This is a genomic window from Pseudarthrobacter siccitolerans (assembly GCF_001046895.1).
In the GTDB taxonomy this organism is placed as follows: domain Bacteria; phylum Actinomycetota; class Actinomycetes; order Actinomycetales; family Micrococcaceae; genus Arthrobacter; species Arthrobacter siccitolerans.
In genome coordinates this window covers 51,983-76,762 of record NZ_CAQI01000035.1, presented here as the reverse complement: position 1 = coordinate 76,762, position 24,780 = coordinate 51,983, and the positions used below count along the sequence as shown (strand labels likewise).

25 protein-coding genes are annotated in these 24,780 nt (G+C 61.3%); 18 read left to right on the top strand and 7 right to left on the bottom strand.

Annotated features, from left to right (window positions below; all coding sequences use genetic code 11):
* Window positions 1-65: 65 nt before the first annotated feature.
* From ARTSIC4J27_RS06290 to glmS, 3 genes are all read right to left on the bottom strand, one after another.
* Window positions 66-1,661 (bottom strand): bifunctional ADP-dependent NAD(P)H-hydrate dehydratase/NAD(P)H-hydrate epimerase, encoded by a 1,596-nt coding sequence (locus ARTSIC4J27_RS06290; protein ID WP_050054358.1) that lies wholly within the window; start codon window positions 1,659-1,661, stop codon window positions 66-68.
* Between the two features lie 26 nt (window positions 1,662-1,687).
* Window positions 1,688-2,035 (bottom strand): holo-ACP synthase, encoded by a 348-nt coding sequence (locus tag ARTSIC4J27_RS06285; RefSeq protein WP_050054357.1) that lies wholly within the window; start codon window positions 2,033-2,035, stop codon window positions 1,688-1,690.
* A 116-nt stretch (window positions 2,036-2,151) separates the two neighbouring features.
* Entirely contained in the window at window positions 2,152-4,038 is a 1,887-nt protein-coding gene (gene glmS, locus ARTSIC4J27_RS06280) for a glutamine--fructose-6-phosphate transaminase (isomerizing) (RefSeq protein WP_050054356.1), read from the bottom strand.
* Window positions 4,039-4,174: 136 nt separating this feature from the next.
* On the opposite strand from glmS, the gene coaA reads away from it, so the two are divergent.
* From coaA to mscL, 3 genes are read left to right on the top strand one after another with little or no spacing between them, the layout of a single operon-like run.
* Window positions 4,175-5,140, top strand: coding sequence for a type I pantothenate kinase (gene coaA, locus ARTSIC4J27_RS06275; protein ID WP_050054355.1), 966 nt, complete (start codon window positions 4,175-4,177; stop codon window positions 5,138-5,140).
* A gap of 5 nt (window positions 5,141-5,145) precedes the next feature.
* Entirely contained in the window at window positions 5,146-6,021 is an 876-nt protein-coding gene (locus ARTSIC4J27_RS06270) for a M15 family metallopeptidase (RefSeq protein ID WP_050054354.1), read from the top strand.
* A gap of 23 nt (window positions 6,022-6,044) precedes the next feature.
* Window positions 6,045-6,449 (top strand): large conductance mechanosensitive channel protein MscL, encoded by a 405-nt coding sequence (gene mscL / locus ARTSIC4J27_RS06265; protein ID WP_050054353.1) that lies wholly within the window; start codon window positions 6,045-6,047, stop codon window positions 6,447-6,449.
* A gap of 60 nt (window positions 6,450-6,509) precedes the next feature.
* On the opposite strand, the gene glmM is transcribed toward mscL, so the two are convergent.
* Both glmM and ARTSIC4J27_RS06255 read right to left on the bottom strand, forming a co-directional pair.
* Window positions 6,510-7,871, bottom strand: a complete 1,362-nt coding sequence (glmM, locus tag ARTSIC4J27_RS06260; protein WP_050054352.1) for a phosphoglucosamine mutase — start codon at window positions 7,869-7,871, stop codon at window positions 6,510-6,512.
* A gap of 38 nt (window positions 7,872-7,909) precedes the next feature.
* Complete coding sequence (locus ARTSIC4J27_RS06255; RefSeq protein WP_050054351.1) at window positions 7,910-9,850, bottom strand: DUF6541 family protein; 1,941 nt, start codon at window positions 9,848-9,850, stop codon at window positions 7,910-7,912.
* A gap of 89 nt (window positions 9,851-9,939) precedes the next feature.
* Between ARTSIC4J27_RS06255 and ARTSIC4J27_RS06250 the strand changes: the two genes are divergently transcribed.
* Entirely contained in the window at window positions 9,940-11,178 is a 1,239-nt protein-coding gene (locus ARTSIC4J27_RS06250; RefSeq protein ID WP_050054386.1) for a glycosyltransferase, read from the top strand.
* Between the two features lie 164 nt (window positions 11,179-11,342).
* The gene (locus tag ARTSIC4J27_RS06245; protein ID WP_161799556.1) at window positions 11,343-13,100 is read left to right on the top strand and encodes a glycosyltransferase family 39 protein; all 1,758 of its coding nucleotides are present in this window, start codon (window positions 11,343-11,345) and stop codon (window positions 13,098-13,100) included.
* 190 nt (window positions 13,101-13,290) lie between these two features.
* On the opposite strand, the gene rpsI is transcribed toward ARTSIC4J27_RS06245, so the two are convergent.
* Entirely contained in the window at window positions 13,291-13,794 is a 504-nt protein-coding gene (gene rpsI, locus ARTSIC4J27_RS06240; protein WP_050054349.1) for a 30S ribosomal protein S9, read from the bottom strand.
* A gap of 38 nt (window positions 13,795-13,832) precedes the next feature.
* Complete coding sequence (gene rplM / locus ARTSIC4J27_RS06235; RefSeq protein ID WP_009358699.1) at window positions 13,833-14,276, bottom strand: 50S ribosomal protein L13; 444 nt, start codon at window positions 14,274-14,276, stop codon at window positions 13,833-13,835.
* A gap of 304 nt (window positions 14,277-14,580) precedes the next feature.
* Here rplM and ARTSIC4J27_RS06230 point away from each other — a divergent pair, with 304 nt between their 5' ends.
* The 13 genes from ARTSIC4J27_RS06230 to ARTSIC4J27_RS06175 all read left to right on the top strand — a co-directional run bounded on the left by ARTSIC4J27_RS06230 (window position 14,581) and on the right by ARTSIC4J27_RS06175 (window position 24,754).
* Window positions 14,581-15,234, top strand: a complete 654-nt coding sequence (locus ARTSIC4J27_RS06230; protein ID WP_050054348.1) for a prepilin peptidase — start codon at window positions 14,581-14,583, stop codon at window positions 15,232-15,234.
* Window positions 15,235-15,498: 264 nt separating this feature from the next.
* On the top strand, window positions 15,499-15,693 hold the full coding sequence (locus tag ARTSIC4J27_RS06225) for a Flp family type IVb pilin (RefSeq protein WP_050054347.1): 195 nt from the start codon (window positions 15,499-15,501) through the stop codon (window positions 15,691-15,693).
* 145 nt (window positions 15,694-15,838) lie between these two features.
* Window positions 15,839-15,985, top strand: a complete 147-nt coding sequence (locus ARTSIC4J27_RS22075; protein ID WP_083435348.1) for a Flp family type IVb pilin — start codon at window positions 15,839-15,841, stop codon at window positions 15,983-15,985.
* 87 nt (window positions 15,986-16,072) lie between these two features.
* Window positions 16,073-16,480 (top strand): TadE/TadG family type IV pilus assembly protein, encoded by a 408-nt coding sequence (locus tag ARTSIC4J27_RS06220; protein WP_050054346.1) that lies wholly within the window; start codon window positions 16,073-16,075, stop codon window positions 16,478-16,480.
* The gene (locus ARTSIC4J27_RS06215; RefSeq protein ID WP_050054345.1) at window positions 16,468-17,529 is read left to right on the top strand and encodes a Tad domain-containing protein; all 1,062 of its coding nucleotides are present in this window, start codon (window positions 16,468-16,470) and stop codon (window positions 17,527-17,529) included. Before ARTSIC4J27_RS06220 ends, ARTSIC4J27_RS06215 begins: the two co-directional genes overlap by 13 nt.
* 168 nt (window positions 17,530-17,697) lie before the next feature.
* Window positions 17,698-18,306 (top strand): Flp pilus assembly protein CpaB, encoded by a 609-nt coding sequence (gene cpaB / locus ARTSIC4J27_RS06210; protein WP_235436575.1) that lies wholly within the window; start codon window positions 17,698-17,700, stop codon window positions 18,304-18,306.
* Entirely contained in the window at window positions 18,306-19,505 is a 1,200-nt protein-coding gene (locus ARTSIC4J27_RS06205) for an AAA family ATPase (protein WP_050054343.1), read from the top strand. The genes cpaB and ARTSIC4J27_RS06205 overlap by 1 nt, the downstream gene beginning before the upstream one ends.
* Window positions 19,502-20,965, top strand: a complete 1,464-nt coding sequence (locus ARTSIC4J27_RS06200) for a CpaF family protein (protein WP_050054342.1) — start codon at window positions 19,502-19,504, stop codon at window positions 20,963-20,965. The genes ARTSIC4J27_RS06205 and ARTSIC4J27_RS06200 overlap by 4 nt, the downstream gene beginning before the upstream one ends.
* A gap of 2 nt (window positions 20,966-20,967) precedes the next feature.
* On the top strand, window positions 20,968-21,909 hold the full coding sequence (locus ARTSIC4J27_RS06195; protein ID WP_235436573.1) for a type II secretion system F family protein: 942 nt from the start codon (window positions 20,968-20,970) through the stop codon (window positions 21,907-21,909).
* 9 nt (window positions 21,910-21,918) lie between these two features.
* On the top strand, window positions 21,919-22,797 hold the full coding sequence (locus tag ARTSIC4J27_RS06190; protein ID WP_050054340.1) for a type II secretion system F family protein: 879 nt from the start codon (window positions 21,919-21,921) through the stop codon (window positions 22,795-22,797).
* Between the two features lie 262 nt (window positions 22,798-23,059).
* Window positions 23,060-23,251: a Flp family type IVb pilin gene (locus tag ARTSIC4J27_RS06185; protein WP_050054339.1), complete on the top strand. Its 192-nt coding sequence runs from the start codon at window positions 23,060-23,062 to the stop codon at window positions 23,249-23,251.
* 100 nt (window positions 23,252-23,351) lie between these two features.
* On the top strand, window positions 23,352-23,726 hold the full coding sequence (locus ARTSIC4J27_RS06180) for a TadE/TadG family type IV pilus assembly protein (RefSeq protein ID WP_050054385.1): 375 nt from the start codon (window positions 23,352-23,354) through the stop codon (window positions 23,724-23,726).
* The gene (locus ARTSIC4J27_RS06175) at window positions 23,714-24,754 is read left to right on the top strand and encodes a TadE/TadG family type IV pilus assembly protein (RefSeq protein WP_050054338.1); all 1,041 of its coding nucleotides are present in this window, start codon (window positions 23,714-23,716) and stop codon (window positions 24,752-24,754) included. The genes ARTSIC4J27_RS06180 and ARTSIC4J27_RS06175 overlap by 13 nt, the downstream gene beginning before the upstream one ends.
* Window positions 24,755-24,780: the final 26 nt, after the last annotated feature.

Genomic DNA, 24,780 nt, shown 5'->3' with positions numbered 1-24,780 from the left:
TGCTCCTCTTTATAAGACGGCAGCAGAAGAGCAGGAGCGCCCCTGCTGCCGGTGCGAACTAATGCCTACCGTAACGGCAGGGTGTGACTATTACGTTTCCGGACCCCAGCGTTACTAAGCATGCTGACTTTACCCCACGTTTCAGGTATGGCATCGGCGATTCCGCCAGCAGCGATCGGTCCGCCGGAGCAGGCGTCCGACGCCGCCCTCCCGGCTTTGCCGTGCAGTGCCGCTCCCAGCGCGGCCACCGCCGCCCAGCGCTGCTCGGGTTCCACGCCCATCTCCCGGAAGCGGCCGACGTCGGAATCCTCCTGGGCGAGCAGGGCACCGATGATGCCGGCCAGGACGTCGCCGCTGCCGGCCGTGGCGAGCCACGGCGTACCGTCCGCCTGGCTGAACACGTCCCCGGCGGGTGCTGCCACAAGCGTGGTCGCCCCCTTGAGCAGGACGGTGGCACCGGTCAGCGCCGCTGCCCGGCGGACGGCGGCAAGGGTGCCGGCTTCCACGGCCGCCCGGTCCTCCTCGCCGCCCAGCCGCTTCAGCAATGCGGCGAGCTCGCCGGCGTGCGGGGTCAGGACCACATTCGGGGCCATGACGTCGGGAAGGGCGGGCAGCGCACCGGCGTCAGCCACCACGGGCAGGCCGGAAGTGACGGCGTCCCGGGCACGCTGCAGCTGGTCGTGGTCATCCGGCCCCATGCCGGAGCCCACCAGCCAGGCCTGGACCCTGTTGTCGGCGACAGCACCTGTACTGCAGACCATCTCGGGGCAGGACCGGCGCACCAGATCTGCAACCTCGGGCGGCCCCAGGTACCGGACCATCCCCACTCCGGCGGCGAGGGCGCCGCGGCAGGCGAGGACGGCCGCGCCGGGATAATCTGCCGAGCCGGCCACCACGCCCAGGACTCCGCGTGAGTATTTGTGCGCCCGCCGCGCCGGGTGCGGCAGGAGGCGGGCAACGTCAGCATCCTCGAGCCTTCGCAGTCCCGGCTGGTCGAGGTGCTCCTCGATGCCGATGGGCACCACGTCCACGCGGCCGGCATAGTCAGCGCCGGGATCAACCAGCAGGCCCGTTTTGGCTGCACCGAAAGTCACCGTCAGGTCCGCGGCGAGCGCGGGCGTGGACACTGCGCCGGTATCGGCGTCCACGCCACTGGGCAGATCGCACGCAACAACAAAGCCCTCGGCACGGGCTTGGGCACGGGCGTCCGCAATGGCAGTGACCAGGTCCGCCGCACTCCCCCTCAGGCCGCCTTTCGCGCCCGTTCCCAGCACTGCATCGATGACGACGTCGGCGCGCACGGCTTCTGAAACCAGCGCACCGGATGCCGCGTCACTGAGGTACAGGACGCGGCCGCCGGCCTGCTCAAAAGCAGCCAAAGCCTGGGGATGGGCGGAGCCTGCGGTGAGTATCGCCGTCGTACGCATGCCCCGGGCGGCAAGGAAAGCGGCGGCATAGAGACCATCCCCGCCGTTGTTGCCTTTGCCGGTGAGGACGGCAACACCGGCGCCGTAGGTCCGCAGCCCCCGGGACTTGAATTCCCGGACTACTGCGTTGGCTAAGCCGTGGGCCGCGCGCTGCATGAGGACATCGCCGAGTCCGGCAGCGAGGAGTGGTTCCTCGGCTTGCCGGACCTGTTTTCCGGTGTAGGCGCTGATCACGGTGTCAGTGGCGGTGGCCCGCCGGTTCAGCCTTCGGCCAGGACCGTGGCCGTGGCGATGCCGCCGTCGTGGCTGATGGAGAGGTGCCAGCGCTTGACGCCCTTGGCCTCGGCGACGGCCAGCACGGTGCCCTTGACCTGGACGGTGGGGCCGTTGTGGTCCAGGCCGATCCAGCAGTCCTGCCAGTTCATGCCGGCCGGCGCACCGAGGACTTTGGCCACAGCTTCCTTCGCGGCAAACCGCGCAGCGAGGGAGCGGATGTTCAGCTCGCGCTCGGCGGGAACGAACAAACGGTCCCGGAGGCCGGGGGTGCGCTCAAGCTGGCGGCCGAACCGCTCGATGTCTACAACGTCTACGCCAATGCCAACAATCATGCGGCTTATTCTACGGTGACGCACGTTACTGGCCGGACCACCGGCAGCGCACGAGCCGTTAAAAGCGGAAACCCCGGGCTGGTGGACCCGGGGTTTCCGCTATGAGTGAAGAAGGGTTACTCGACCGTAACGCTCTTGGCGAGGTTGCGGGGCTGGTCCACGTCGTAGCCCTTGGCTGCGGCGAGTTCCGCGGCGAAGATCTGCAGCGGGACGGTGGTCAGCAGCGGCATGAGCAGGGTGGGGGTCTCGGGGACGTAGAAGACGTGCTCGGCGTAGGCCTTCACGGCTTCGTCGCCTTCCTCGGCGATGACCAGGGTGCGGGCGCCGCGGGCTCGGATTTCCTGGATGTTGCTGATCACCTTGGCGTGCAGCGATTCACGGCCGCGCGGGGACGGGACAATCACAAACACCGGCTTGCCCTCGTCGATCAGGGCGATGGGGCCGTGCTTGAGCTCGCCGGCGGCGAAGCCCTCGGCGTGGATGTACGCGATTTCCTTCAGCTTCAGCGCACCTTCGAGGGCCACGGGGTAGCCCACGTGCCGGCCCAGGAACAGTACCGACTGCTCGTTGGCCATGCTGCGGGCGAGTTCGCGCAGCGGGCCGGCGTTGTCCAGGATGGTCTGGATCTTGTCCGGGATCTTGGCCAGGTCCGCCAGGACGTCCTTGATCTGGCCGGAGAAGATGTTCCCCCGCAGCTGCGCCAGGTACAGGCCCAGCAGGTATGCTGCCGTGATCTGGGCCAGGAACGCCTTGGTCGAAGCGACCGCGATCTCCGGGCCGGCGTGCGTGTAGAGCACGGCGTCGGATTCGCGCGGGATGGTGGAGCCGTTGGTGTTGCAGATTGAGATGGTCTTCGCGCCCTGTTCACGTGCGTAGCGGACGGCCATCAGGGTGTCCATGGTTTCGCCGGACTGGCTGATGGACACCACCAGGGTGTTCTCGTCCAGGATCGGGTCCCGGTAACGGAACTCGTGCGCGAGTTCCACCTCGGTGGGGATCCGGCACCAGTTCTCGATGGCGTACTTCGCCACGGTGCCTGCGTACGCGGCGGTGCCACAGGCAAGGACCACAATCTTGTTAACCTGCTTGAGCAGTTCCGGATCGATCCGGAGCTCGTTCAGGGTCAGCTTGCCGTCCAGGTCGGACCGGCCCAGCAGGGTCTGCGCCACGGCGTCGGGCTGGTCATGGATTTCCTTTTCCATGAACGAGCTGAAGCCGCCCTTCTTGGCGGAGGCCGGGTCCCAGTCCACGTGGTATTCCTTGCCGGCCGCCGGGTTGCCGAAGAAGTCGGTGATGTCCACCGTGTCCGCGGTGATGGTGACAATCTGGTCCTGGCCCAGTTCCACCGCACGGCGGGTGTAATCGATGAACCCGGACACGTCCGAGCCCAGGAAGTTCTCGCCCTCGCCCAGGCCCACCACCAGGGGTGAATTGCGGCGGGCTGCCACCACCACGTTGGGCTGGTCAGCGTGGACCGCCAGGAGGGTGAAGGCGCCTTCGAGCCGCTGGCAGGCGAGCTCCATGGCACGGGTCAGGCCGCCGTCGGACACGTCGCCGCCGAGCTTGTTCCGGAAGATGTCCGCCAGCAGGGCCGCGGCCACCTCAGTGTCCGTCTCGGAGAGGAAGGTGACACCCTTTTCGAGCAGCTCGAGCTTGAGCTCGGCGAAGTTTTCGATGATGCCGTTGTGGATGACGGCCAACTTGCCGTTATCGGCAAGGTGCGGGTGGGCGTTCCGGTCCGTCGGCCCGCCGTGCGTGGCCCACCGGGTGTGCCCGATTCCGGTCACGGTCTCCGGCAGCGGGTGTTCTTCAAGCTCGGCGATCAGGTTGCTCAGCTTGCCCGACTTCTTCCGGGACTCGATGGAGCCTTCCGAAACTACAGCGACTCCCGCGGAGTCGTAGCCCCGGTACTCCAGGCGGCGCAGTCCCTCAAGGACCACATCCAGCGCACTGTGACTTCCACCGTTAACAGAACGGCCCACGTATCCTACGATTCCACACATACGCTAAAGACTATCGGCAGGGGCCGTCAGATCTAAACCAGGCGGCCGCCCGTGAAGCCGGTTTCGTTGCGTCAGCCCGTGTGCTCCAGCTCACCCGCATTTCGCTCTCGGCCGGGCTGGGGGCAGAATCACTAAAGTGACTGTGCAACGCAACGACGCGAACGGCGAAGGCGTCTCCCCGTTCGTTGAGCTGGACCGGCAGACCTGGTCCCGGCTCGCAGATGAGATGGAGCAGCCTCTTAACGAGGAGGATATCTTCCGTCTCCGCGGCCTTGGCGATCCCCTGGATTTGAAGGAAGTCCGGGAGGTCTACCTTCCGCTTTCCAGGCTTCTGCACCTTTATGTTGAAGCCGCCGGCCAGCTGCATGCCGCCACCACCACGTTCCTGGGCGAGCAGACCCAGCGGACCCCCTTTGTGATCGGCGTGGCGGGGTCGGTGGCCGTGGGCAAGTCCACTATCGCCCGCGTGCTTCGTGAAATGCTCCGCCGCTGGCCCGGCACCCCGAATGTGGAACTCATCACCACGGACGGTTTCCTGTACCCGCTGGCCGAGTTGAAGCGGCGGCAGCTGCTGGAGCGCAAGGGCTTCCCGGAATCCTACGACCGCCGGGCGCTGCTGCGTTTTGTGAGCGAAATCAAGAGCGGCGCCGAGGAAGTGCGGGCGCCCTGGTACTCGCATGTCACCTACGACATTGTTCCCGGCAAGGAAGTGGTGGTCCGCCGCCCCGATGTGCTGATCGTGGAAGGGCTCAATGTCCTGGCACCGGCGCGGCCGCGGCATGACGGCAAGCAGGGGCTGGCGCTGAGCGACTTCTTCGACTTCTCGATCTACGTGGATGCCAAGACTTCGTTTATTGAAGAGTGGTACGTGGACAGGTTCCGCAAGCTGCGCAGCACGGCCTTCGCCCAGCCGGAGTCCTACTTCCACCGGTATGCGAGCCTGTCCGATGACGAGGCGGAGAGCACCGCACGCGACATCTGGAAGCGCATCAACGAACCCAACCTGGAGGAGAACGTCCTCCCCACGCGCGGCCGGGCCCAGCTGGTGCTGAGCAAGGATATGGACCACTCCATCCGCCGCATGCTGCTCCGGAAGGTCTAGCACAGGTGTGCTACGACTGCGCAGCTGCTGGCGGTCCTACGGAGACAGCGACCAGCCGGCGCAGCTTCGCCCGCTTCCTGGCGGCGGGAGCAGGACTCACTGTCCTGGCTGCCTGCACGCCTGCGGCACCCGAGGCGGCGGCGCCGTCGTCGGCCTCCCCTGCTGCATCACCGTCACCGTCCGTCTCTTCCGCCATTACGACGGCGGAGGGCACCACGGCGGCTCCCCCGCCTCCTGAACCGTCCCCCACGCCGTCGCCCTCTTCCGCGCTGCCGCGCCAGTTCTCCCTCACTGACCCGGCCAGCCCCTGGCTGGTGGTCAACAAGCACCGGCCGCTGGCGCCTGCGGACTACGTGCCGGCTGACTTGGTCCAGCCTGCTGTGGCGACCACCGCGTCCGGTGAATCCGCGCTGCTGAACAGGACGACGGCGGCCGCGGCCGAAGCGATGTTCGCAGCGGCCGTGCAGGAAGGGGTGGCCATGGTCATGGCGAGCGGCTACCGCTCCTATTCGACGCAGGTGGCCACCTACAACGGGTACGTCGCCTCACGGGGGCAGTCCGATGCCGACACGGCCAGCGCCCGGCCCGGTTACTCCGAGCACCAGACGGGCTGGGCGTTCGACATTGCGGACGGCGGGGGCGCATGCAGCTTCCAGCCGTGCTTCGCGGACCAGCCAGCGGCCGTGTGGGCCAAGGCCAACGGGCACCGGTTCGGCTTTGTGGTGCGGTATCCGTGGATGTTCCACCCCATCACGGGGTACTACTACGAGCCCTGGCACCTGCGGTACATCGGAGTGGAGGCGGCCACCGACATGGTGAACCGCGGGATCAACACGCTGGAGGAGTACTTCGGTGTGGAGGCGGCGCCGGGGTACCCCTGAGGCTTTGCGCTAGGTTTGTTCCTATGCTGACTGGATTCAAAAACTTCATTATGAAGGGCAACGTTGTTGACCTTGCTGTCGCCGTCGTCATCGGAACTGCCTTTGGCGCAGTGGTCACGGCGCTGGTGAACAAGGTACTGATGCCCTTCGTGGCGGCGATCGTGGGCTCTCCCAACTTCGACAGCTTCGCCAAGGTCGAGCTCAACGGCAACGCCATCGAGTTCGGCGTCCTGCTGACGGCCATCGTTAACTTCCTGCTGATCTCCGCGGCCATCTACTTCGTGGTGGTAATGCCGATGAACCTGATGATCGAGCGCCGGAACCGGCGGCTTGGGATCAACCAGGACGTTAAGAAGGAGTCGGCAGAGGACCCGCAGATTGCGCTGCTGACGGAGATCCGGGATGCGCTGAAGGAGCGCACGCGCTAATAGTTTGCTCACACAAAGCAGTGGCCCGCTTCCTGACGGAGGCGGGCCACTTTGCTGTGGTTATTCGCTGACGAGCTCGAGGGCCAGCTCGGCACGGACCACCTGGGCGAGGTGCTCGGCGATGGACTGCGCGGTTTCTTCGTCTGCGGCTTCCACCATCACGCGCACCACAGGTTCAGTGCCGGAGGGGCGGAGCAGGACGCGGCCGGTGTCACCCAGAGCGGCTTCCGCGGATGCTACGGCCTGGGCCAGGACGTCGTTGCTGCCCACCTTGGTGCGGTCCACACCCTTGACGTTGATCAGGACCTGCGGGAGCTTGGTCATCACCGTGGCGAGTTCCTTCAGCGGCTTCCCAGTCAGGGCTATCTGGGCGGCAAGCTGAAGACCGGTGAGGACGCCGTCGCCGGTGGTGGCGTAGTCGGCGAAAATGACGTGGCCGGACTGTTCGCCGCCGAGGTTGAAGCCGCCGTCGCGCATTTCCTCGAGGACGTACCGGTCCCCCACAGCCGTTTCCCGAATGCTGATGCCGGCTTCCCGGAGGGCGATCTTCAGGCCAAGGTTGCTCATTACCGTGGCCACCAGGACGTCGTCCCTGAGTTTGCCCGACTCTTTCAGGGCGAGGGCGAGGATGGCCATGATCTGGTCGCCGTCCACTTCGTTGCCCTCGTGGTCCACGGCGAGACAGCGGTCAGCGTCGCCGTCGTGGGCGATTCCCAGGTCAGCGTGGTACTTGACCACTGCTTCCTTGAGGGGGCCGAGGTGGGTGGATCCGACGCCGTCGTTGATGTTGTGGCCGTCCGGGTCGGCACCGATGACAATGACGTTTGCGCCGGCGTCCTTGAATACCTGCGGCGAGCAACCGCTCGCGGCCCCATGCGCGCAGTCGAGGACCACGGTGAGTCCCTCGAGGTTGTGCGGCAGCGTCTGGAGCAGGTGGACGATGTAGCGGTCCTCGGCATCGGAGAAGCGCTGGATCCGGCCGACGTCGGCGCCGACGGGGCGGACGGCTTCCTTGGACATCTGGGCCTCGATGGCGTCTTCCACCTCGTCGGGGAGCTTCTGGCCGCCGCGGGCGAAGAACTTGATGCCGTTGTCCGGCGCCGGGTTGTGCGAGGCGGAGATCATCACGCCAAAGTCTGCGTCCAGGTCAGCCACAAGATAGGCCGCCGCGGGGGTGGGGAGGACACCGGCGTCGTAGACGTCAACGCCCGAGCTGGAGAGCCCCGCCTCCACCGCGGCGGCGATGAACTCGCCGCTGGCGCGCGGGTCGCGGGCCACCACGGCGCGCGGCCGGGAGCCGTTGGAGTTGCGGTCATGGCCGAGCACGACGGCGGCCGCCTGGGCCAGCTGCATGGCAAGCTCCGCAGTCAACAGACCGTTCGCCAGCCCCCGGACACCATCAGTTCCAAATAATCTAGACACCGGTCAAGTCTAGAGGATGGGGCAAAGCAGGCACGCGCCTAGGAGTCACACCCGACAAACCTGTACAAGGCTGCATCGCCTTCCTGGTCGACCTTGATGAAGGCGGATGAGTTGTCTGCGGCTTTCAGGCCTGGAAAGTCATTGACTTCTTTTCGCTTTGGATCAATGTAATGCCCCCCGAAGTCGAGGAGGAATTGCACGTTCTGTCTTTTTGCTGCCTCGCAGACCTCCGAGTTGGGACGGGCTTGGTTCAGTTCCTTCGCGGCAAGGAGCCGATCGGCATTGGATCCCGTATAGGCATGGGCAAAAAGCACCCGGCGATCGGCAATGGCGTAGGCGGTGGAACTACCGTCCCAAGGGTTGTTGGCAATTACTGCATCTTCTGGCACGTGCGTATTCAGCCGGTTCAGCAATTCGAGTTCATTGGGTCTTAGTAATGGAGAGGCGTCCGCCAAGGCATAGGTGCGTTCCCGCCCGGGAGTGGTTTCCGAGTTCGTTGGCCAGACGACCACAGAGGCAGCCAGTGCTGCGATGCCAACCGGGACCACCCACTTGGCCCGGTACCGTGACAGGCCCTCAAAAATCCACGCACCAGCCGCGCCCACAAATACGGACCAGAACATGGGCAGGAGTGCAGCGAGGCGGGGCGGATCTCCATACCAGGCCCCGATAATAATCTCCCGCGCCACTGGGATTGGGACCACGGCCGCTACGAGATACAGAACAACGGCGCCAGCATATGAAGCGAGAAACCATCGCTCCGCGGGCCTGGAGATGAGCAGGACTGTGCCCGCCAGAGTCAGTGCTGCGAGTCCCCATGCCACCCCTCCGTGGGTAGGTGCTACTAAAAGCACGCTGCCGGCGGCGGCGGGAAGGGAGTCGATCGGGTCCCAAGTAGTGGTCCAGGGCCGGACCGTGGCCCAAATCAGCAGACCAGCCGCGAACACGCTAATCCAAAGCGCCGCCCACTGCAGGTAACCAAAGGAATCTGACCGCCGTCGCCGAAGTTCGGTAAACGATCGGACTGCGGCCAGGGCTGCAAAGAAGGATGAGAGTCCTACAAGAGCCACCAGGCCTGACATGTGGGTGCAGGCCAGTCCGGGAAGTCCAATGGTGAGCGTAAGTGCGGCCAGCGGCCACGGCATCGGTGTTACCTTGCCAAACTTCAATACCGCCGCCAACGCTGAAATCAGCGGCGGCAAAAAAGTCACCGCCAGCATATAGGGGAAGAGCGGGCCAAAATCACTTTTCTGGCTTTGCATCACCGTGAACGGGAACGCGAAGAATCCGGCGCTGGCAACTGCAGCTCCGAGCAGGGCGACGAGCTTGGGCCCAACAACCACATGGACAAAAAGAAGTACACCCAGTGGCCAGGCGACGGCAACGATAGCGAAGTTGAGGGCGTTCGCGGCCGGAACGACGGGCAACCCTGTAGCCTGCGCAGTCAACGCTGCCATTGCATGCCAGATCTGAGGATAGAACCCGGATGACTCCCCCATCAATCCCTGCACCGAAAACGGCGAGCCATCACCGGAATCAAGAATCTGCTGAACAAAGTTCACATGAAACGGTGTATCGATGCCCTGATTGATGTTCGTTGGGCGCTCGACAATCTGGGCATAGCGTATGGCCAGGACCATCCCGCCCGTCAAGAGAGCGATCCAGTATCCGCTGCTTGCGGTTCGCCGCTCCAGCATCCAAACAAAACCGGCCGGCCATCGCTTGCTCATCGAATGGACCAACACCAGGAGGACCCCGGCTATCAAGACGGTGGCGATGATGAATGTGACGATGTCCCATCGGACTTTCAACCACCAACAGACGAGAGTGGATACCGCTACCAGCGAGGCTGTCAGGACAGGTGCGAACGAAACCAACCACACCTGACGCAGGCCTAGCGCCCATCCCAAAAGTAGCCCCGGAATAATGACTACGCCGACCGCGCCTGCAAGGCTTGGCAGTGCAAAAAACCACTCCATCAAGGATTCCCCAAGTTTTCCATCAGTAATTGCCCAAGATCCCGTTTAACGCTGGCGGGCCAGCCGTACGCGTCTATAGCATACACAGCATGAAACCTAGCCATGGGGGCCTGGCGCTTGAAATTGTTGTACCGGTTTTCAATGAGGAATCAGTACTCGAAAAGAGCATCGTAGAGCTCGCGAATTACCTGAAATTGGAAATGCCAGCGTCGTGGCAGATTACCATCGCCGACAACGCCAGCACGGACAGCACACGTCTGATTGCCACTCGTCTGGCTGAGACCATACCTAACGTTCAGTACCGGCGTTTGGAGATCAAGGGGCGCGGGCATGCTCTCCGGGATGCATGGGGCGCGTCAGAGGCCGAAGTCCTGGCATATCTGGATGTAGACCTCTCGACTGACCTGGCAGCCCTGCTGCCATTGGTGGCTCCGCTGTTATCAGGCCACTCGGATATCTCCATCGGCACGAGGCTAGGACAGAGTTCGCGCGTCAGCCGCGGGCCAAAGCGAGAGTTTATTTCGCGGTCGTACAACTTCTTACTGAAGCGCACTATGCAGGTGCGTTTCTCAGACGCACAGTGCGGATTCAAGGCCATCCGCGCGGACGTAGCCAGAACTCTGCTCCCCCATGTCGAAGACAATGGATGGTTCTTTGACACCGAACTACTGATCATCGCGGAACGTTCAGGCCTGCGGATTCACGAGATACCGGTGGATTGGGTGGATGATCCTGACAGCAGGGTGGACATCCGGCAGACAGCCATCGACGACGTTCGCGGATTAGTTCGTGTCGCCGGATCCTTGGTTAAGGGTTCGATCCCCGTTCAGGCCATTTATGCAGAGCTTGGCCGACGGCCAATAGTTACTCCCTCCCGGCCGAGTTTCTTTGGCCAGGTCGTTCGGTTCGGCATGGTCGGCGGCATATCGACTATGGCCTTCGCTTTGCTTTTTCTACTGTTTCAAGGCCCGTTCGGGGCTCAGCAGGCCAACTTTCTAGCCCTCCTTTTAACAGCTGTCGGGAATACAGCTGCGAACCGGCGTTTTACGTTCGGTATAAACGGGCCGGAAAAGCTCTTCACACAGCAATTTCAAGGCCTTATTGTGTTTGCACTGGCTTGGTCGATCACATCGTCTTCGCTTCTGGTGTTGCATACGCTTGTGCCCGATTCTTCTTCCACGATGGAGCTCATGGCCCTCACCGGTGCCAATATTCTTGCGACTCTGATGCGGTTTGTACTGCTGCGCATCTGGGTCTTCCGTGTTCGCAATTCGGAGAGCGGCGCACAAGCCCTACATTCAGGCGTCAAGTTGGCCAGGGTCGCTTGAAGGCCGCGACCGGCGGCCCGATGGACCTTCCCGAGGCTTCAGCAGAAGTAATATCCGCGCCGCAGCCCCAGGCAGAGCGGCGCGGGCTTCTTCGTGGACCGCGGGCGGAACGTTGGGCCCTCTGTGCACTCTTAGCCCTAACGAGCCTCCTGTACGCGTGGGGCTTGGACCGCAACGGCTGGGCGAATTCGTACTACTCGGCTGCGGCAATGGCGGGCTCGCAGGATTGGACGGCGTTCTTCTTTGCGTCTTCCGACCCCGGAAACGCAATCAGCGTGGACAAGCCTCCACTGAGCCTCTGGGTGATGTCTGCGTCTGTTTGGGCCTTTGGCCTTAGTCCTTGGAGCATCCTGGTTCCCCAGGCCCTGATGGGTGTAGCCAGCGTGTATCTGCTCTTCCGAATGGTTCGACGCTACGTCAGCCTCACTGTTGGTTTCCTTGCCGCCACAGCTCTGGCCGTAACCCCTGTAGCGACGGTGATGTTCCGTTACAACAATCCCGATGCTCTGTTGACCTTGCTGATGATCGGCGCTGCCTACGGGGCGTTGGAGTCAATTCGCCGCGACCGGATGCGATGGCTGATGCTGTCCGGGCTGCTCACCGGTGCAGCCCTCCTGACGAAACAGCTTCAAATAGCCCTGCTACTGCCTGCGATCGCTTCCGTTTACCTGATGTTTGCCAGTGTCCCCATAGTTAAGCGCCTGCTGCACCTGCTAGGTGCCTTGTTGGCAGCAGCTGTTGCGGGAGGTTGGTGGTTCATCGTGGTGCAGATGACGGCCCCCTCCAACCGGCCCTTTGTAGGCGGTTCCCGCTTCAACAGCGCAGTGGAGCTGACACTCGGATACAACGGCCTGGATCGACTCACCGGTGAGGACGCGAGCCGCACCATGTCTCCCAGCGCGGCCGATCTCGCGGAAAAACTCGATCCGGGATTCCAGCGCTTTCTCCAGCCACAATTCTCGGGCCAGTTCGGGTGGTTTCTGCCCCTGGCTATCGCAGGGCTTCTGCTGGCGGTATGGCACCTGAAGCGCAGCAGCGGCAGCAGACAGTACCGGGCATTCCTCGTTCTTTCTGGGGTCTGGTTCCTCACTTCCGCCACAGTGCTGGCCTTCATGTCAGGGATCGTCCACCCTTACTACTCATTGACCCTTGTTCCACCGCTGAGCTGCCTGGCAGCGATAGCACTGGTGCACTTCTACCGGCTGCGAGATCGTCGCTCTGTCCGCCTGGCGCTGGCTGGCACTTTGCTGGTGACGATGGTCCTCGGCTTTGTCACCGCGGCTCGGTCAACTGCCGATTTCCCTGGCGGCCCGCCCGTTGCATTGGGGCTATGGTCAGTGGCCATAGCGCTGCAGCTTCTTCCTCCGCCGACGCAGATAATGCGGTCCGTCTCTACAGGAGTTCTTGCGGTGGCGCTATTACTCGGGCCGATAGTTTGGTCTGTGAACACAGTACTTAGCCCGCATGCCGGCGCGGGCGTTGTGGCTGGGCCCAGCATTCTGGGCATTAGGACAGACCATCCCGATCGCAAGCAAGTGGGCTCTGACGTGCCGCCAAGCTTTATCGCGGTGATGTTCGGCGACATCCCGGAGGACGAGGTGGTGTCCCGGCTGCGTGCTGCTCCAGCTTCGGCGAAGTGGTCAGCCGCGATGGTGGGATCTGAGACTGCGGCAAACTATCAGCTGGAGAGCCGTCGATCCGTGCTGCCTGTCGGCGGCTTTGATGGCACAGACCCTTTCCCCACGCTGAAAGAGTTTCAGGCCATGGTGGACGAGGGCAAGGTGGCATCGTTCGTGATCCAGGAACTGCCGCCATTGACGCTGGAAGGCCGTGGCGAGTCAGCGAAAATTGTCGCTTGGGTTAGAACTAATTTTCCGGTCGAGCAGATCGGCAGCGCGGAGTACTACACACTGCTCACGTAGGAATCGACATTTGGCGCACTGCTGAGCTCACCCCTTCAACGTCCTGTCGCGTGTTCACAGGCCCTCCGGTGGGACGCACGTGATCCCAGGCCTTCCGGTGGGACGCATTAGCCTGCAATCAAAGCAAAGCGACGCAAACAGAAAAGCCCGTCCCGCCAATGGCGGGACGGGCTTTTCGTGTAAGCGGATTTTAGCGCTTGGAGTACTGCTGAGCCTTGCGGGCCTTCTTGAGACCGGCCTTCTTACGCTCGATGACACGGGCGTCGCGGGAGAGGTAACCGGCCTTCTTCAGCGTGGCGCGGTTGTTCTCGACGTCGATCTCGTTCAGCGAACGGGCGATGCCGAGGCGCAAGGCGCCGGCCTGGCCGGAGATGCCGCCGCCGTGGATGCGGGCGATGACGTCGTAGGCGCCTTCGAGATCAAGGATCTTGAAGGGCTCGTTGACGTCCTGCTGGTGCAGCTTGTTCGGAAAGTAGTTGTCCAGCGCGCGGCCGTTGATGGTCCACTTGCCGGAGCCGGGGACAACGCGAACGCGTGCAACAGCTTCCTTGCGACGGCCAACTGCAGCGCCGGCAACGGTCAGTGCCGGGCGCTCCTTCTTGGGCGCAGCTTCAGCAGCCGAGCTTTCAGAGGTGTAGCTGGTCAGGGTTTCCTCGGCCTCGACGGCCTCGGTGGTCTCTTCGTTCTGAGCCACGATTCTCCTTGTATAGATAAGTTGTTTGGTGGCCAGGACTACTGGGCGACCTGGGTGATTTCGAAAGTCTTGGGCTGCTGGGCGGCGTGGGGGTGCTCAGCACCGCGGTACACCTTCAGCTTGCCCAGCTGCTGTGCAGCGAGGGAGTTCTTCGGGAGCATGCCCTTGATGGCCTTCTCCACGGCGCGGACCGGGTTGGATTCCAGCAGTTCCGCGTAGTTGACGGAGGTCAGGCCGCCCGGGTAGCCGGAGTGGCGGTATGCGCGCTTCTGCTCCAGCTTGGCGCCGGTGAGGGCTACCTTTTCAGCGTTGATGATGATGACGAAGTCGCCCATGTCCATGTGGGATGCATAGGTGGCCTTGTGCTTGCCGCGCAGCAGGATTGCGGTCTGGCTTGCAAGACGACCAAGGACAACGTCTGTGGCGTCAATGACGTGCCACTGGCGGTTGATATCGCCGGGCTTCGGGGTGTACGTACGCACGGTGTTTGCCTCGTTCTTGTTCTGGCGTTCTTTTTTAGGTGTCACTAGCTCGTGCACCTACTGTCTGCGCGCTACCGGAACAGAGGTGAGGGCTCTATGTAACCAGTCATCCTGAGGTTCCGAATGTGCACGTTGAGTAGTTATCCTGCAACCGGATTCTCAAGCGGGCACGCACCATCGGAATAGGACACGCACAACGACTACCAAGATTAGCGCGTTAAGGGGTTCAGGGTCAAAATGGGGTAGCCGGACGGCGTCTCAGCTCCCGCCGGCATGACGGACACAGGGGGTCGCGGTGTTTTCAATGGTTGATGATGGTTCCGGCTGGCTCTTCGTCATTGGAGCAGCACTCCTGGGACTGATCCTCTCCCCTGCCTCCGAGGCCCTCATCGCAAAGCACCTTCCGAGGCTGGGCGCCGTTCCCACCCTTCCCGTCAGGATCACGACCGCGGCACTTACCTTTGCGATCTGCTTCGCGTTTGCTTTACGCCTCGGAATTAGCAGCCAATTACCAGCCTTTATTTTCCTTGCCGTCATCGGCGTGCAACTGGCGCGGACTGACATTGCCCTGCATTTACTGCCCAACCCCCTTGTCTTGGCAACGCTTTTGGGCGGTTTCCTGCTTTTATTGTTGCCGGCTATCTCTGATTCCCAGATGGGCAACCTGCTCCGCGGCATGATCGCAGCCGTCATTTTGTTCGCTGCCTACCTGGCCCTGGCCCTGATTTCTCCCGGCGCCATCGGGATGGGCGATGTAAAGCTTGCCGCACCCATCGGCCTCTACTTGGGGTACCTAGGTTGGACACCGCTACTTTATGGCGGCCTTCTGGGCTTCATACTCAACGGTCTGGTCACGCTAACCCTGGTAGCCCTGAAAGGCCGGAACAAAGGGGCAGAAGTGCCCCACGGGCCGTCCATGCTCGCCGCAACTGCCGTTATCACGCTCTTCCTGACCTAGAACCCACCTACCTCTCGACGCTGCAGCGAGCAGTCCTCCCAAGTAGTACCCGAGAAGTCGGCCTGCCCATCTGAGTACTCCGCAAAAGTTCCGAGTACGTACCTTTTTTAACCAGCAGAAAAGTCGAGTACCACTACGCATTGTTGCGTTTGAGTGGAAATGACAATCTCTTCTTAGCGAAGTCCAGCCGCTAAGGAATTATGGGGGCAGCTGGAAATTCGTTGAAATCCAAGAAACCAATTTCACCGAATTAAGGAAAATACAATGACTTCTCTCATGGTCTCAATGACTGCTTTCATCGCCGGCGTCAAGGATCGTTTCACTCGGGAAGAAAAGGGAGCCACGATGGTTGAGTACGGCATCATGGTCGCGTTCATCGCGGTCGTCGTGATGGGCGCCGTCCTTCTCCTGGGCCCGCAGATCGAGGGCATGTTCACAAGCGTGTCTGCAGCGCTCTAAGTCCGGAGGGGCGAATGGAGGGCGCGTACGAGGCGCACTCCATTCGCCCTCCGACTCCTTCTGAACGGCATCTGGGTCCACTTTCGTTAGGAACGAAAAGGGATCGCTCTAATTTCTACCCTCACCTCCGTTTTTCACACCGTCCATGCGCATCACTTCGGAAGAGAAGGGCGCAACCATGGTCGAGTACGGGATCCTGGCCGCCTTTATCGCAGTCCTCGTTACGGCTGCTGTCATTATTCTCGGCCCGCCAAACGCAGGACTCTTTACCTCTGTTTCCGCCGCTCTCTAGAGGGGCTACATACCGCAGCGGTGCCGGCGGGCTGCCGCTGCAGCCAGCAAACATACTCAAATTCGATGGGACACTCTGGGAGAGGTCATGAAGAAAAAAGGGAAGGAAAGAGGCGCCGTAGCGGTCGAGATGGCCATTGTCCTCCCGCTGCTGCTGCTGATCCTCCTGGGAATTATAGAGTTCGGCAGGGCTCTCAACGTCCAGGTGTCCCTCACTCAAGCCGCACGGGAAGGTGCCCGTTATGCGGCAATACACCACGGCGAGTCCGGCTTTGATGTCCAGGCAGCCACCCTCGCAGCAGCGCCATCACTATCTGGATTGAGCGTTACCGTAACCGACAACGCAAGCAGCTGCACGTCAACTTCCAACGTTCAGGTCGAGACCAGGGTGGCCTTGCCCTCGTTAACAGGCTTCCTCGATGCCGGCTTCTTCGGCGCTTCCGGCATCTTTCCATTATCTATGACAGGAGTGGGGGTAATGAGATGCGGCGGGTAGGACGATTTGCCCATTTCAAGTCCAGAAGTTCGAGTGAAAAGCAGAATCCGGAAAACGGTGCGGCGGCCATCATCGTGGCGGTGCTTATGGTTGCAGTACTTGGATGCGCAGCCATAGCCGTGGACGTTGGGGCGATGTATGCGGAGAAAGCCCAGGTTCAAAACGGGGCCGATGCAACGGCCCTGGCAATTGCAGGCGATTGTGCTAAGGGATTGAATTGCACTACGGCTATGGCCGCGCCTGCCAACCGATTGGCGGACGCTAACGCCAATGACGGTTCAACTGGCGTTTTCTCTGTTACGCAGCCCAACGCCAACACGGTCCGCGTGGAAACAAACGCCCGGGAAGCTGGATCCGGCAGCAACCACTTCTCACTGTTCTTCGCAAAAGTCATGGGTATGGACACGGCTGCGATTACAGCCGTAGCGGAAGCGTCCTGGGGTTCGCCGTCGGAAGCGACGACTCTGCCCTGGACCATCAGCATGTGTGTCTTCGAAAAGTACCTGTCGTCCAGCCAGTTGGCTGAACTTCAGTCAACCGGTACTTTCACCGGAGATCCCAACCCTGCGCGAATCTTGTTCCGCTATGACCAAAACGTACCCACCGTGCCAGGTTGCGAGGCGCAAAACGGCTACGCACCCGGCGGATTTGGCTGGCTGGACACGGACACTGGCTGCTCGACAAACATCAACATCGCCAATAGCGAAGTCGGCAGCAACCCCGGCAACGATCTCCCCAACGTCTGTCAAGATATGCCGTCAACGATCAAGGACTCTCCGATCCTGATTCCTGTCTTCACGAGCGCAGTTCAAAACGGACAAAAAACCAAATTTACCCTAGCCGGATTCCTGGCTTTCCAGGTCACCGGGTTCAAGTTCGGTGGTGGGCCAGGACTGACTGATCTTGACCCGTCCGCCCCGGACTGCACTGGCGGTAACTGCCGTGGCATACAGGGTTACTTCACCCGCTTCGTCTCTCTTGAAGAGGGACTGTCAATAACTGGCGGGCTGCCCAACTACGGGGGAACCGTGGTTGCACTCTCGGAGTAGCTGAACGCGCTCTGCCAGCAAATCGACACATCCATCAAAGGAGAAATTGAAGTGAAATCACGCCTACTGGGAGGCTTAGCTGCATTACTGCTGGCAGTAGTGGGAGCCGTTCTCCTATTTGTATATGTTCAGGGCGCGTCTGCGCGGGCCCAAGCAGGACTTGAGCCCGTGAATGTTCTGGTCATCACTGAACAGGTCCCTGTGGGAACCAAATCGGCAGATCTTGCCGGCAAAGTCCGAGTCGAGGCGATCCCAAAGTCCGCTGTCCCGGACGGAGCCCTCACTACGCTCGATCAGCAGGAGGGAAAAGTCACCGCTATCGGTCTGGAACCCGGAGAACAACTGCTCGCCGCTCGCTTGGTAGATCCCCGCGACCTGGCTCCCGGCACCGTGCCAGTCCCGGACGGACTCGAGGAGATCACCCTTCTGCTGTCACCTGAACGCATCCTGGGCGGCCGGCTTGAAGCTGGAGACACCGTGACGATTTACTCTTCATTCGATAAGGAGGACGGGCAAACGGGATTACTTTTCCATGATGTCCTCATCACGGCCGTACAAAAGGCACCTTCTGCGTCAACGAACAACACAAGTTCAGGTTCATCCGAGCCAGCGGTTGAAATGCCCAACGGTTCCGCTTTCATCACCTTCGCGCGAAGCGACGCCGACGCGTCAAAACTCATCTTCACTGCGGAGTTCGGAAAGCTGTGGCTGGCCAAGCAGACGGATACCACGGTGAAGAGCACGCCTCCTGTAACTACTTATGGAGGGCTGTACTGATGAGCCGCTTCGTAGCCATTACAGCTGTAAGGGACTTCGAAGGACGCATTCGCCAGGCCATCACCGGCGCCCTCCACGGGGAACTGCAGACCCTCTCACCCGAAGTGCTGGCAGGTGGACCTGACGATGTCTTCAAGCAGCTCAACGGCGCCCCGCCGGAAGTTCTCATTCTGGGTCCAGGAGTTGCACCAGATGAGGCCCTCAAGCTTGCTACCGTCTTCGACTTGCAGTACCCGGAGATCAGCCTCCTCCTCATTGCAGAGCCCAATCCTGAATTGGTGTTGCGCGCGATGCACTCCGGTATTCGGGACGTGGTTACATCGGAAATCGGCTCGAGTGAGCTGCGGGTACTGCTCGAACGGGCGTGCTTGGCTTCCGCAAGCCGCCGTCGCGGCATGGCTCCTGCGGCGGAAGGACATCAGGATCGCGGAAGGGTCATTGCGGTCATGTCGCCCAAAGGAGGTGTCGGCAAGACTACTGTTGCCACAAACCTGGCAATCGGCCTCGGCAAAGTTGCGCCCATGAGTGTGGTGATTGTCGACCTTGACCTGCAGTTCGGAGATGTTGCGTCCGGGCTGCTTCTTGAGCCGGAACATTCGATTACCGAGGCAGTCCACGGGGCAGCGTCGCAGGACTCGATGGTGCTCAAGGCCTTTCTTACCGTTCATCCGGCAGGGATCTACGCGCTCTGCGGACCAAAGACGCCAGCCGAGTCCGATTCCATAACTGCAGAACATGTCAGCAGGCTCATCAATCAGCTGGCAAGCGAGTTCAAGTATGTAGTGGTCGACACCGCACCAGGCCTGGGCGAGCATGTGCTCGCGACCCTGGAACAGGCAACTGACGGCGTCTGGGTTTGCGGCATGGACGTCCCGAGTATTCGAGGACTGCATAAGTGCTTTGCAGTGCTCCGGGAGCTCCAGCTTCTGCCCCAAGGCCGACACACCGTCTTGAATTTCGCCGACCGCAAGAGCGGAATTTCAGTCCAGGATGTTGAGGCAACAATCGGAGTCCCCGTGGACACGGTCGTTCCGCGGTCCAAGACGCTTCCCTATTCAACAAATCGGGGAATACCCATCTTGCAGAGCAATGCCAGGGACTCCGCGTCCAAGGGACTCAAAAAGCTCGTGGAGCGCTTTGATCCGCAATGGGTGGCCTCCCCGCAGACCAAGCTTCACCGAAGGGTGGTTGTCTCATGAAACTTTCAGACCGGCTCTCCAGGACCAGCGGCGGCTCGCCTGCACTCCCGGGTCAAAATGCCCCGCTTCCGGCGTCGGCGTCTGAGCCGGCAACCCCGGTTCCGGTGTCGACGCCATCACTCCTGTCCATGCCAGGGGCGGCGACGGCGAGTCCCACGTCGGCCCCCGCTGTAGACGCTCTAGCCAACCTGAAACAGAGGGCCGCCCAAGCCCTCTTCGAACGGATGGGCACCCGGTTTGGTGACACTACTTCTTCAGAAGAGGCTCTTCGCGCCTCTGCTGTCGAGGAATTGTCTACTGTCATTGACCAGGAACAGGTTCCGCTGTCCCCTGAGGAACGTCGCAGGCTGATTCGCGAAATAGCGGATGAAGTGATGGGGTACGGCCCGCTGCAGCGGTTGTTGGAGGACCCATCAGTTACGGAAATCATGGTCAACCGCTTTGATCAGATTTACATCGAACGCCACGGACGTTTGACCCTGACTGGGACACGGTTCAGCTCCGATGAACACCTCCGGACGGTTATCGAACGCATAGTATCCAAGGTTGGCCGCCGGATCGACGAGTCCTCCCCACTTGTAGATGCGCGTCTGGAGGACGGTTCCAGGGTCAACGCCATCATTCCGCCGCTGGCAGTCAACGGGCCGTCACTGACGATCCGCAAATTCAGTCACGTGCCCTTGACTGTGCAGAACCTCATTGACTGGGGATCACTGACTCCCGAGATGGCGGAATTGCTGAGCGCCTGCGTCCGGGCCCGGTTGAACATCATCGTTTCGGGTGGCACCGGTACCGGCAAGACAACACTGCTCAACGTCCTCTCCTCCTTCATTCCCCCGGACGACCGCATCGTCACCATTGAGGATGCGGTCGAGTTGCAACTTCAGCAGGAGCATGTTGTCCGCTTGGAAAGCCGGCCACCCAACATCGAAGGCAAGGGCGCAGTGACCATTCGTGAGCTTGTCCGCAATTCCCTTCGGATGAGGCCTGACCGGATCATTGTGGGCGAGGTGCGAAGCGGTGAATCCCTTGACATGCTGCAGGCAATGAACACAGGCCACGACGGTTCCTTGTCCACTGTCCACGCAAACTCCCCGCGGGACGCCGTGGCCCGGTTGGAAACCCTGGTTCTGATGGCTGGCATGGACCTTCCGCTGCGGGCAATTCGGGAACAAGTCTCGTCCGCAGTGGACCTCATCATCCAGGTGACCCGCCTCCGCGACGGCAGCCGGCGCGTTACGCACGTGACAGAAGTCCAAGGCATGGAAGGTGAGATCGTCACCCTGCAGGACGCCTTCCTCTTCGACTACGCGGCAGGTATGGATGCTCAAGGACGGTTCTTGGGCAAGCCCGTAGCCACCGGCATTCGACCCCGTTTTCTGGATCGGTTCGCCGAACTTGGCATCTCTGTGTCGCCGGCAGTCTTCGGTGCAGGAGTAGCGCCAGTGGGAAGGCGGTAGCCGTGGAATCCCCCATGGTCTTCGTCCTAGCCGTGGCGCTGTGCCTGTCCGCCATTATTTTGGTAATTTTCGTTGTCTTCAAACCCAAATTCGGATCGATACCTCTGGAACGGAGGCGAATCGGGACGCAGCAAGACAAGTCAGCAGTAGCGCGGGTCTCGCAGACGGCCGTCAACGTGGTGGAGAATGTCATCGGTGAGTCCGGGGGTCCCTATAACCGTGAAGTGCTTTACAATGCAGGAGTCAAAGTGGCCCCAGCAGACTTCACAGTTGGTGTAGCGATCGCATCCGTCCTGATCGGGGCTTTTACCGCGCTGCTCACCCATCCCCTGTTAGGCCTGTTGGCCGGAGCTGCGACACCATTTCTCGCCAAGGTCGTCCTCATCATTCTCAGGGACAAGCGCCGCGCCAAGTTTGAGGAACAGCTGACGGACACCATTCAGATGCTGATTGGTGGGCTGAGAGTTGGGCACAGTGTTCTCCGGTCGGTTGAAGCTGCGGCACAGGAAGCAGATGCCCCCACTTCGGAGGAACTCCTCCGCATCGTCAATGAAACCCGGATCGGCAAGGACGCACGAGCGGCCTTTGACGACGTCGCCGAACGCATGGACAGCGAGGACTTCCGGTGGATCTCACAGGCAATTCAGATTAATCGCGAAGTCGGCGGTGATTTAGCAGAAGTTCTTGAGCAGGTCGCGGGAACCATACGTGAGCGGAGCGAAATCAAGGGCCAGATCAGGTCCCTCAGCGCCGAGGGAAAGATGTCCGCCTACGTATTGATGGCTATGCCGGTGGGCGTCGCCTTTATCCTCGCCCTTATCAATCCCGGTTACCTCAATGTCTTCGTCGAGAAACCGCTCGGCTTGCTGATGCTCGTGGCGGCAGTAGCCATGTTCACCGTGGGCGGCTTCTGGATGAGCCGCGTCGTGAAGATCAAGTTCTAGGGGGACACCGTGACACCTTTGGCATGGGTTTTCATTTCACTCATCGTCTTTCCACTCGCCTACCTCGTCTGGGGCCTGGCAACGACGGACCGCAAGGCAGCAATTGCCGTCCAAACAAACCTGACCCAGGGCTTCACGCAGGAGGGCGGCCTGGCGATACAACGACCACCTGCGCTGCTGGACCTGTCGAGGCGCCTCACTCCGACAGGTTATGAAGCAAAGTTGGACCGCTGGCTGTCACTAGCAGGAAGACCCGCATCCTTGCCCTTGGACAGGCTAATTGTCGGTAAACCGCTGCTCGCACTTGCAGGCGCAGTTCTCGGATTGCTGATGTTCGCAAATTCCCCGTCCGCACAGGTGATCGCGCTGGGGCTCTTCCTGACAGTTCTCCTCTACTTCGTCCCCGACCTGTTGGTTTACAACAAGGGCATCAAACGTCAGCAGGAAATTGAGCTTGAGCTGCCGAACACGCTTGACCAGCTGCTCATCTCGGTGGAAGCCGGTCTCGGGTTCGAAGCTGCCATGGCCCGAGCCGGAGGTTATGGCGGCGGGGCACTCGCGCAGGAACTCATGCGCACGCTCCAGGATATTCAGGTAGGGCGGCCACGACAGGAGGCGTACCAGGCGTTGGCGGACCGCTCATCTGTCCAAGACCTGCGGAGCTTCGTTCGGGCAGTGGTGCAGGCAGACAAATACGGTATTGGCATTGCTAAGGTTCTTCGCACCCAAGCCAAACAGGCCAGGGTGAAGCGACGTCAGCGGGCCGAAGAGAAAGCGATGAAGTTGCCTGTGAAGGTGCTTTTCCCGCTCCTGCTCTGCATCTTCCCGGTCCTGTTCATCGTTCTCCTGGGGCCTGCAGCCATCAAGATCGTCGAGGCATTTACCTAGACCGCCACCCCACCCCCGCGCCAATCGGCGCCCGAAGACAGGACCCCCTCGGCACCCAGAACCGAGGGGGTCCTCTGGCGTGCCCCCGCATTAAAGTCCCAGCAATAGCGCAGGGGTAACCAAGCAAAAGCGCAAGAAAAGTACAGCCTGGAAAGCCTTCGCGCAGGATGTCCCAAGATCCGGAAATGAGGCCATAAACCGTTGCTACCTTCGTTTTAGAGCTGGTGCAGGGCCAGCCATCCGACTCGCTCAGGAGTACAAAATGCTTTCCCTTATCGCTACCCTTCAGACCCTCGGTTTCAGCCTCAAGACCCGCCTTCAGAACGAAAAGGGCGCAACCGCGGTTGAGTACGGCATCATGGTTGGCCTCATTGCCGTCGTCATCATCGTGGCTGTCAACCTGCTGGGCACCAAGCTGGACGGTCTCTTCGACTCCGTCAACAACCAGCTCTAGCCTGCGGCGTTCGCCAATAGCCGGTTCCGGACCCCATATCGGAACCGCCCCGCCTCGAACAGCAGGGGCAATAACGAGACATGGAGAGGAGGTGCAGCAGGTGTCACACGAATCGGAGCGCGGTGCAGCCGCCGTCGAATTCGCGATCCTGCTGCCCCTCCTCTTAATGCTTGTCCTGGGCACCATCGAATTCGGTCGTGCCTACAACGCCCAGATCACGCTCACAAACGCAGCACGTGATGGCGTTCGCGTCATGGCCATAGGCAACGACCCAGCTGGCGCCAAAACCGCGGCACAGAACGCAGCCACTTCGGTGAGCACCACGATCCCTACCTCGGACATCACCCTCAGCACCAACGCCTGCAGCACGGGCGACCAGGTCACATTGACTATCAAGTACAACTTGTCCACCATCACCGGCATCGCGGGACCGTTCCCTATGACCGGCAAGGGGGTCATGCTGTGCGGCGGCTAGACAAACACCAGAAGACCAATGAACGCGGAGCCATCTCCGTCATCGTGGCCATCCTCCTCGTAAGCCTCCTCGGCTTCACGGCGATCGCCGTCGACGTCGGGGTCATCTACTCGGAACGAGCCCAGCTGCAGAACGGTGCTGACGCGTCAGCAATCGCCTTGGCCCAGAAGTGCGCCAAAGATGCAGCAGACGCCGACTGCTCTAAGACGTCAACCCTCGCCGGCAGCCTCGCCAACCAGAACGCCCTGGACGGCATGAGCAAGGTCTACAACATCGAGCTGGACAAGACCGCCAGAACGGTCAGCGTCACTACTTCCGCGAAGGAAACCGGCGGAGCAGACAACTCTGTCTCCCTCTTCTTCGCCGATGTCCTGGGTATCCCAAGCAAGGAAGTGGGAGCCCGCGCCTCCGCAATCTGGGGAAGTCCCAAGGCCGGCCGAACTGCCTTTCCCCTGGCATTCTCCATCTGCCAAGTCAAGGACAACATCGGCGGTTCGCTACAACTCCTCCAAGAACACGGCAATAACCAGAACGCAGACTGCAATTACGGCCCCTCGGGCGCAGCCGTCCAGGGCGGGTTCGGATGGCTCGTTCAGGACGCTGGAAAGTGCGGCGGCACCATCGATCTCGCGGTGAGCGAAGGCGGCAGCGACCCGGGCAACAACGCGCCCGGCAACTGTTCAACCGAGCTCAACCGCTGGGCCAGCGAAATGGCGGCAGGAAGAAAAATCGTCGTCCTGCTGCCGGTATTCAACAAAGTCACCGGTACCGGCTCCGGCGCCATCTACGGACTGGTGTCCTTTGCGGCGTTCGAAGTCACCGGCTGGAAATTCAGTGGCGGCACAGGCTTGCCGTACGAATACCAAGCCGAAAAATCGACGACGACGGGCGTCACCACCGCGACAGAGTGCAAGGGTGAGTGCCGGGGCATCATCGGCAAATTCATCAAATACGTTTCCCTCGCGGACGGCTACACCCTTGGCCCCGTGGACGCCTACGGCGCCACGATCGCCCGCCCAGTCCTCTAGAACCAGTAATCCCTTATCCAGGAGTT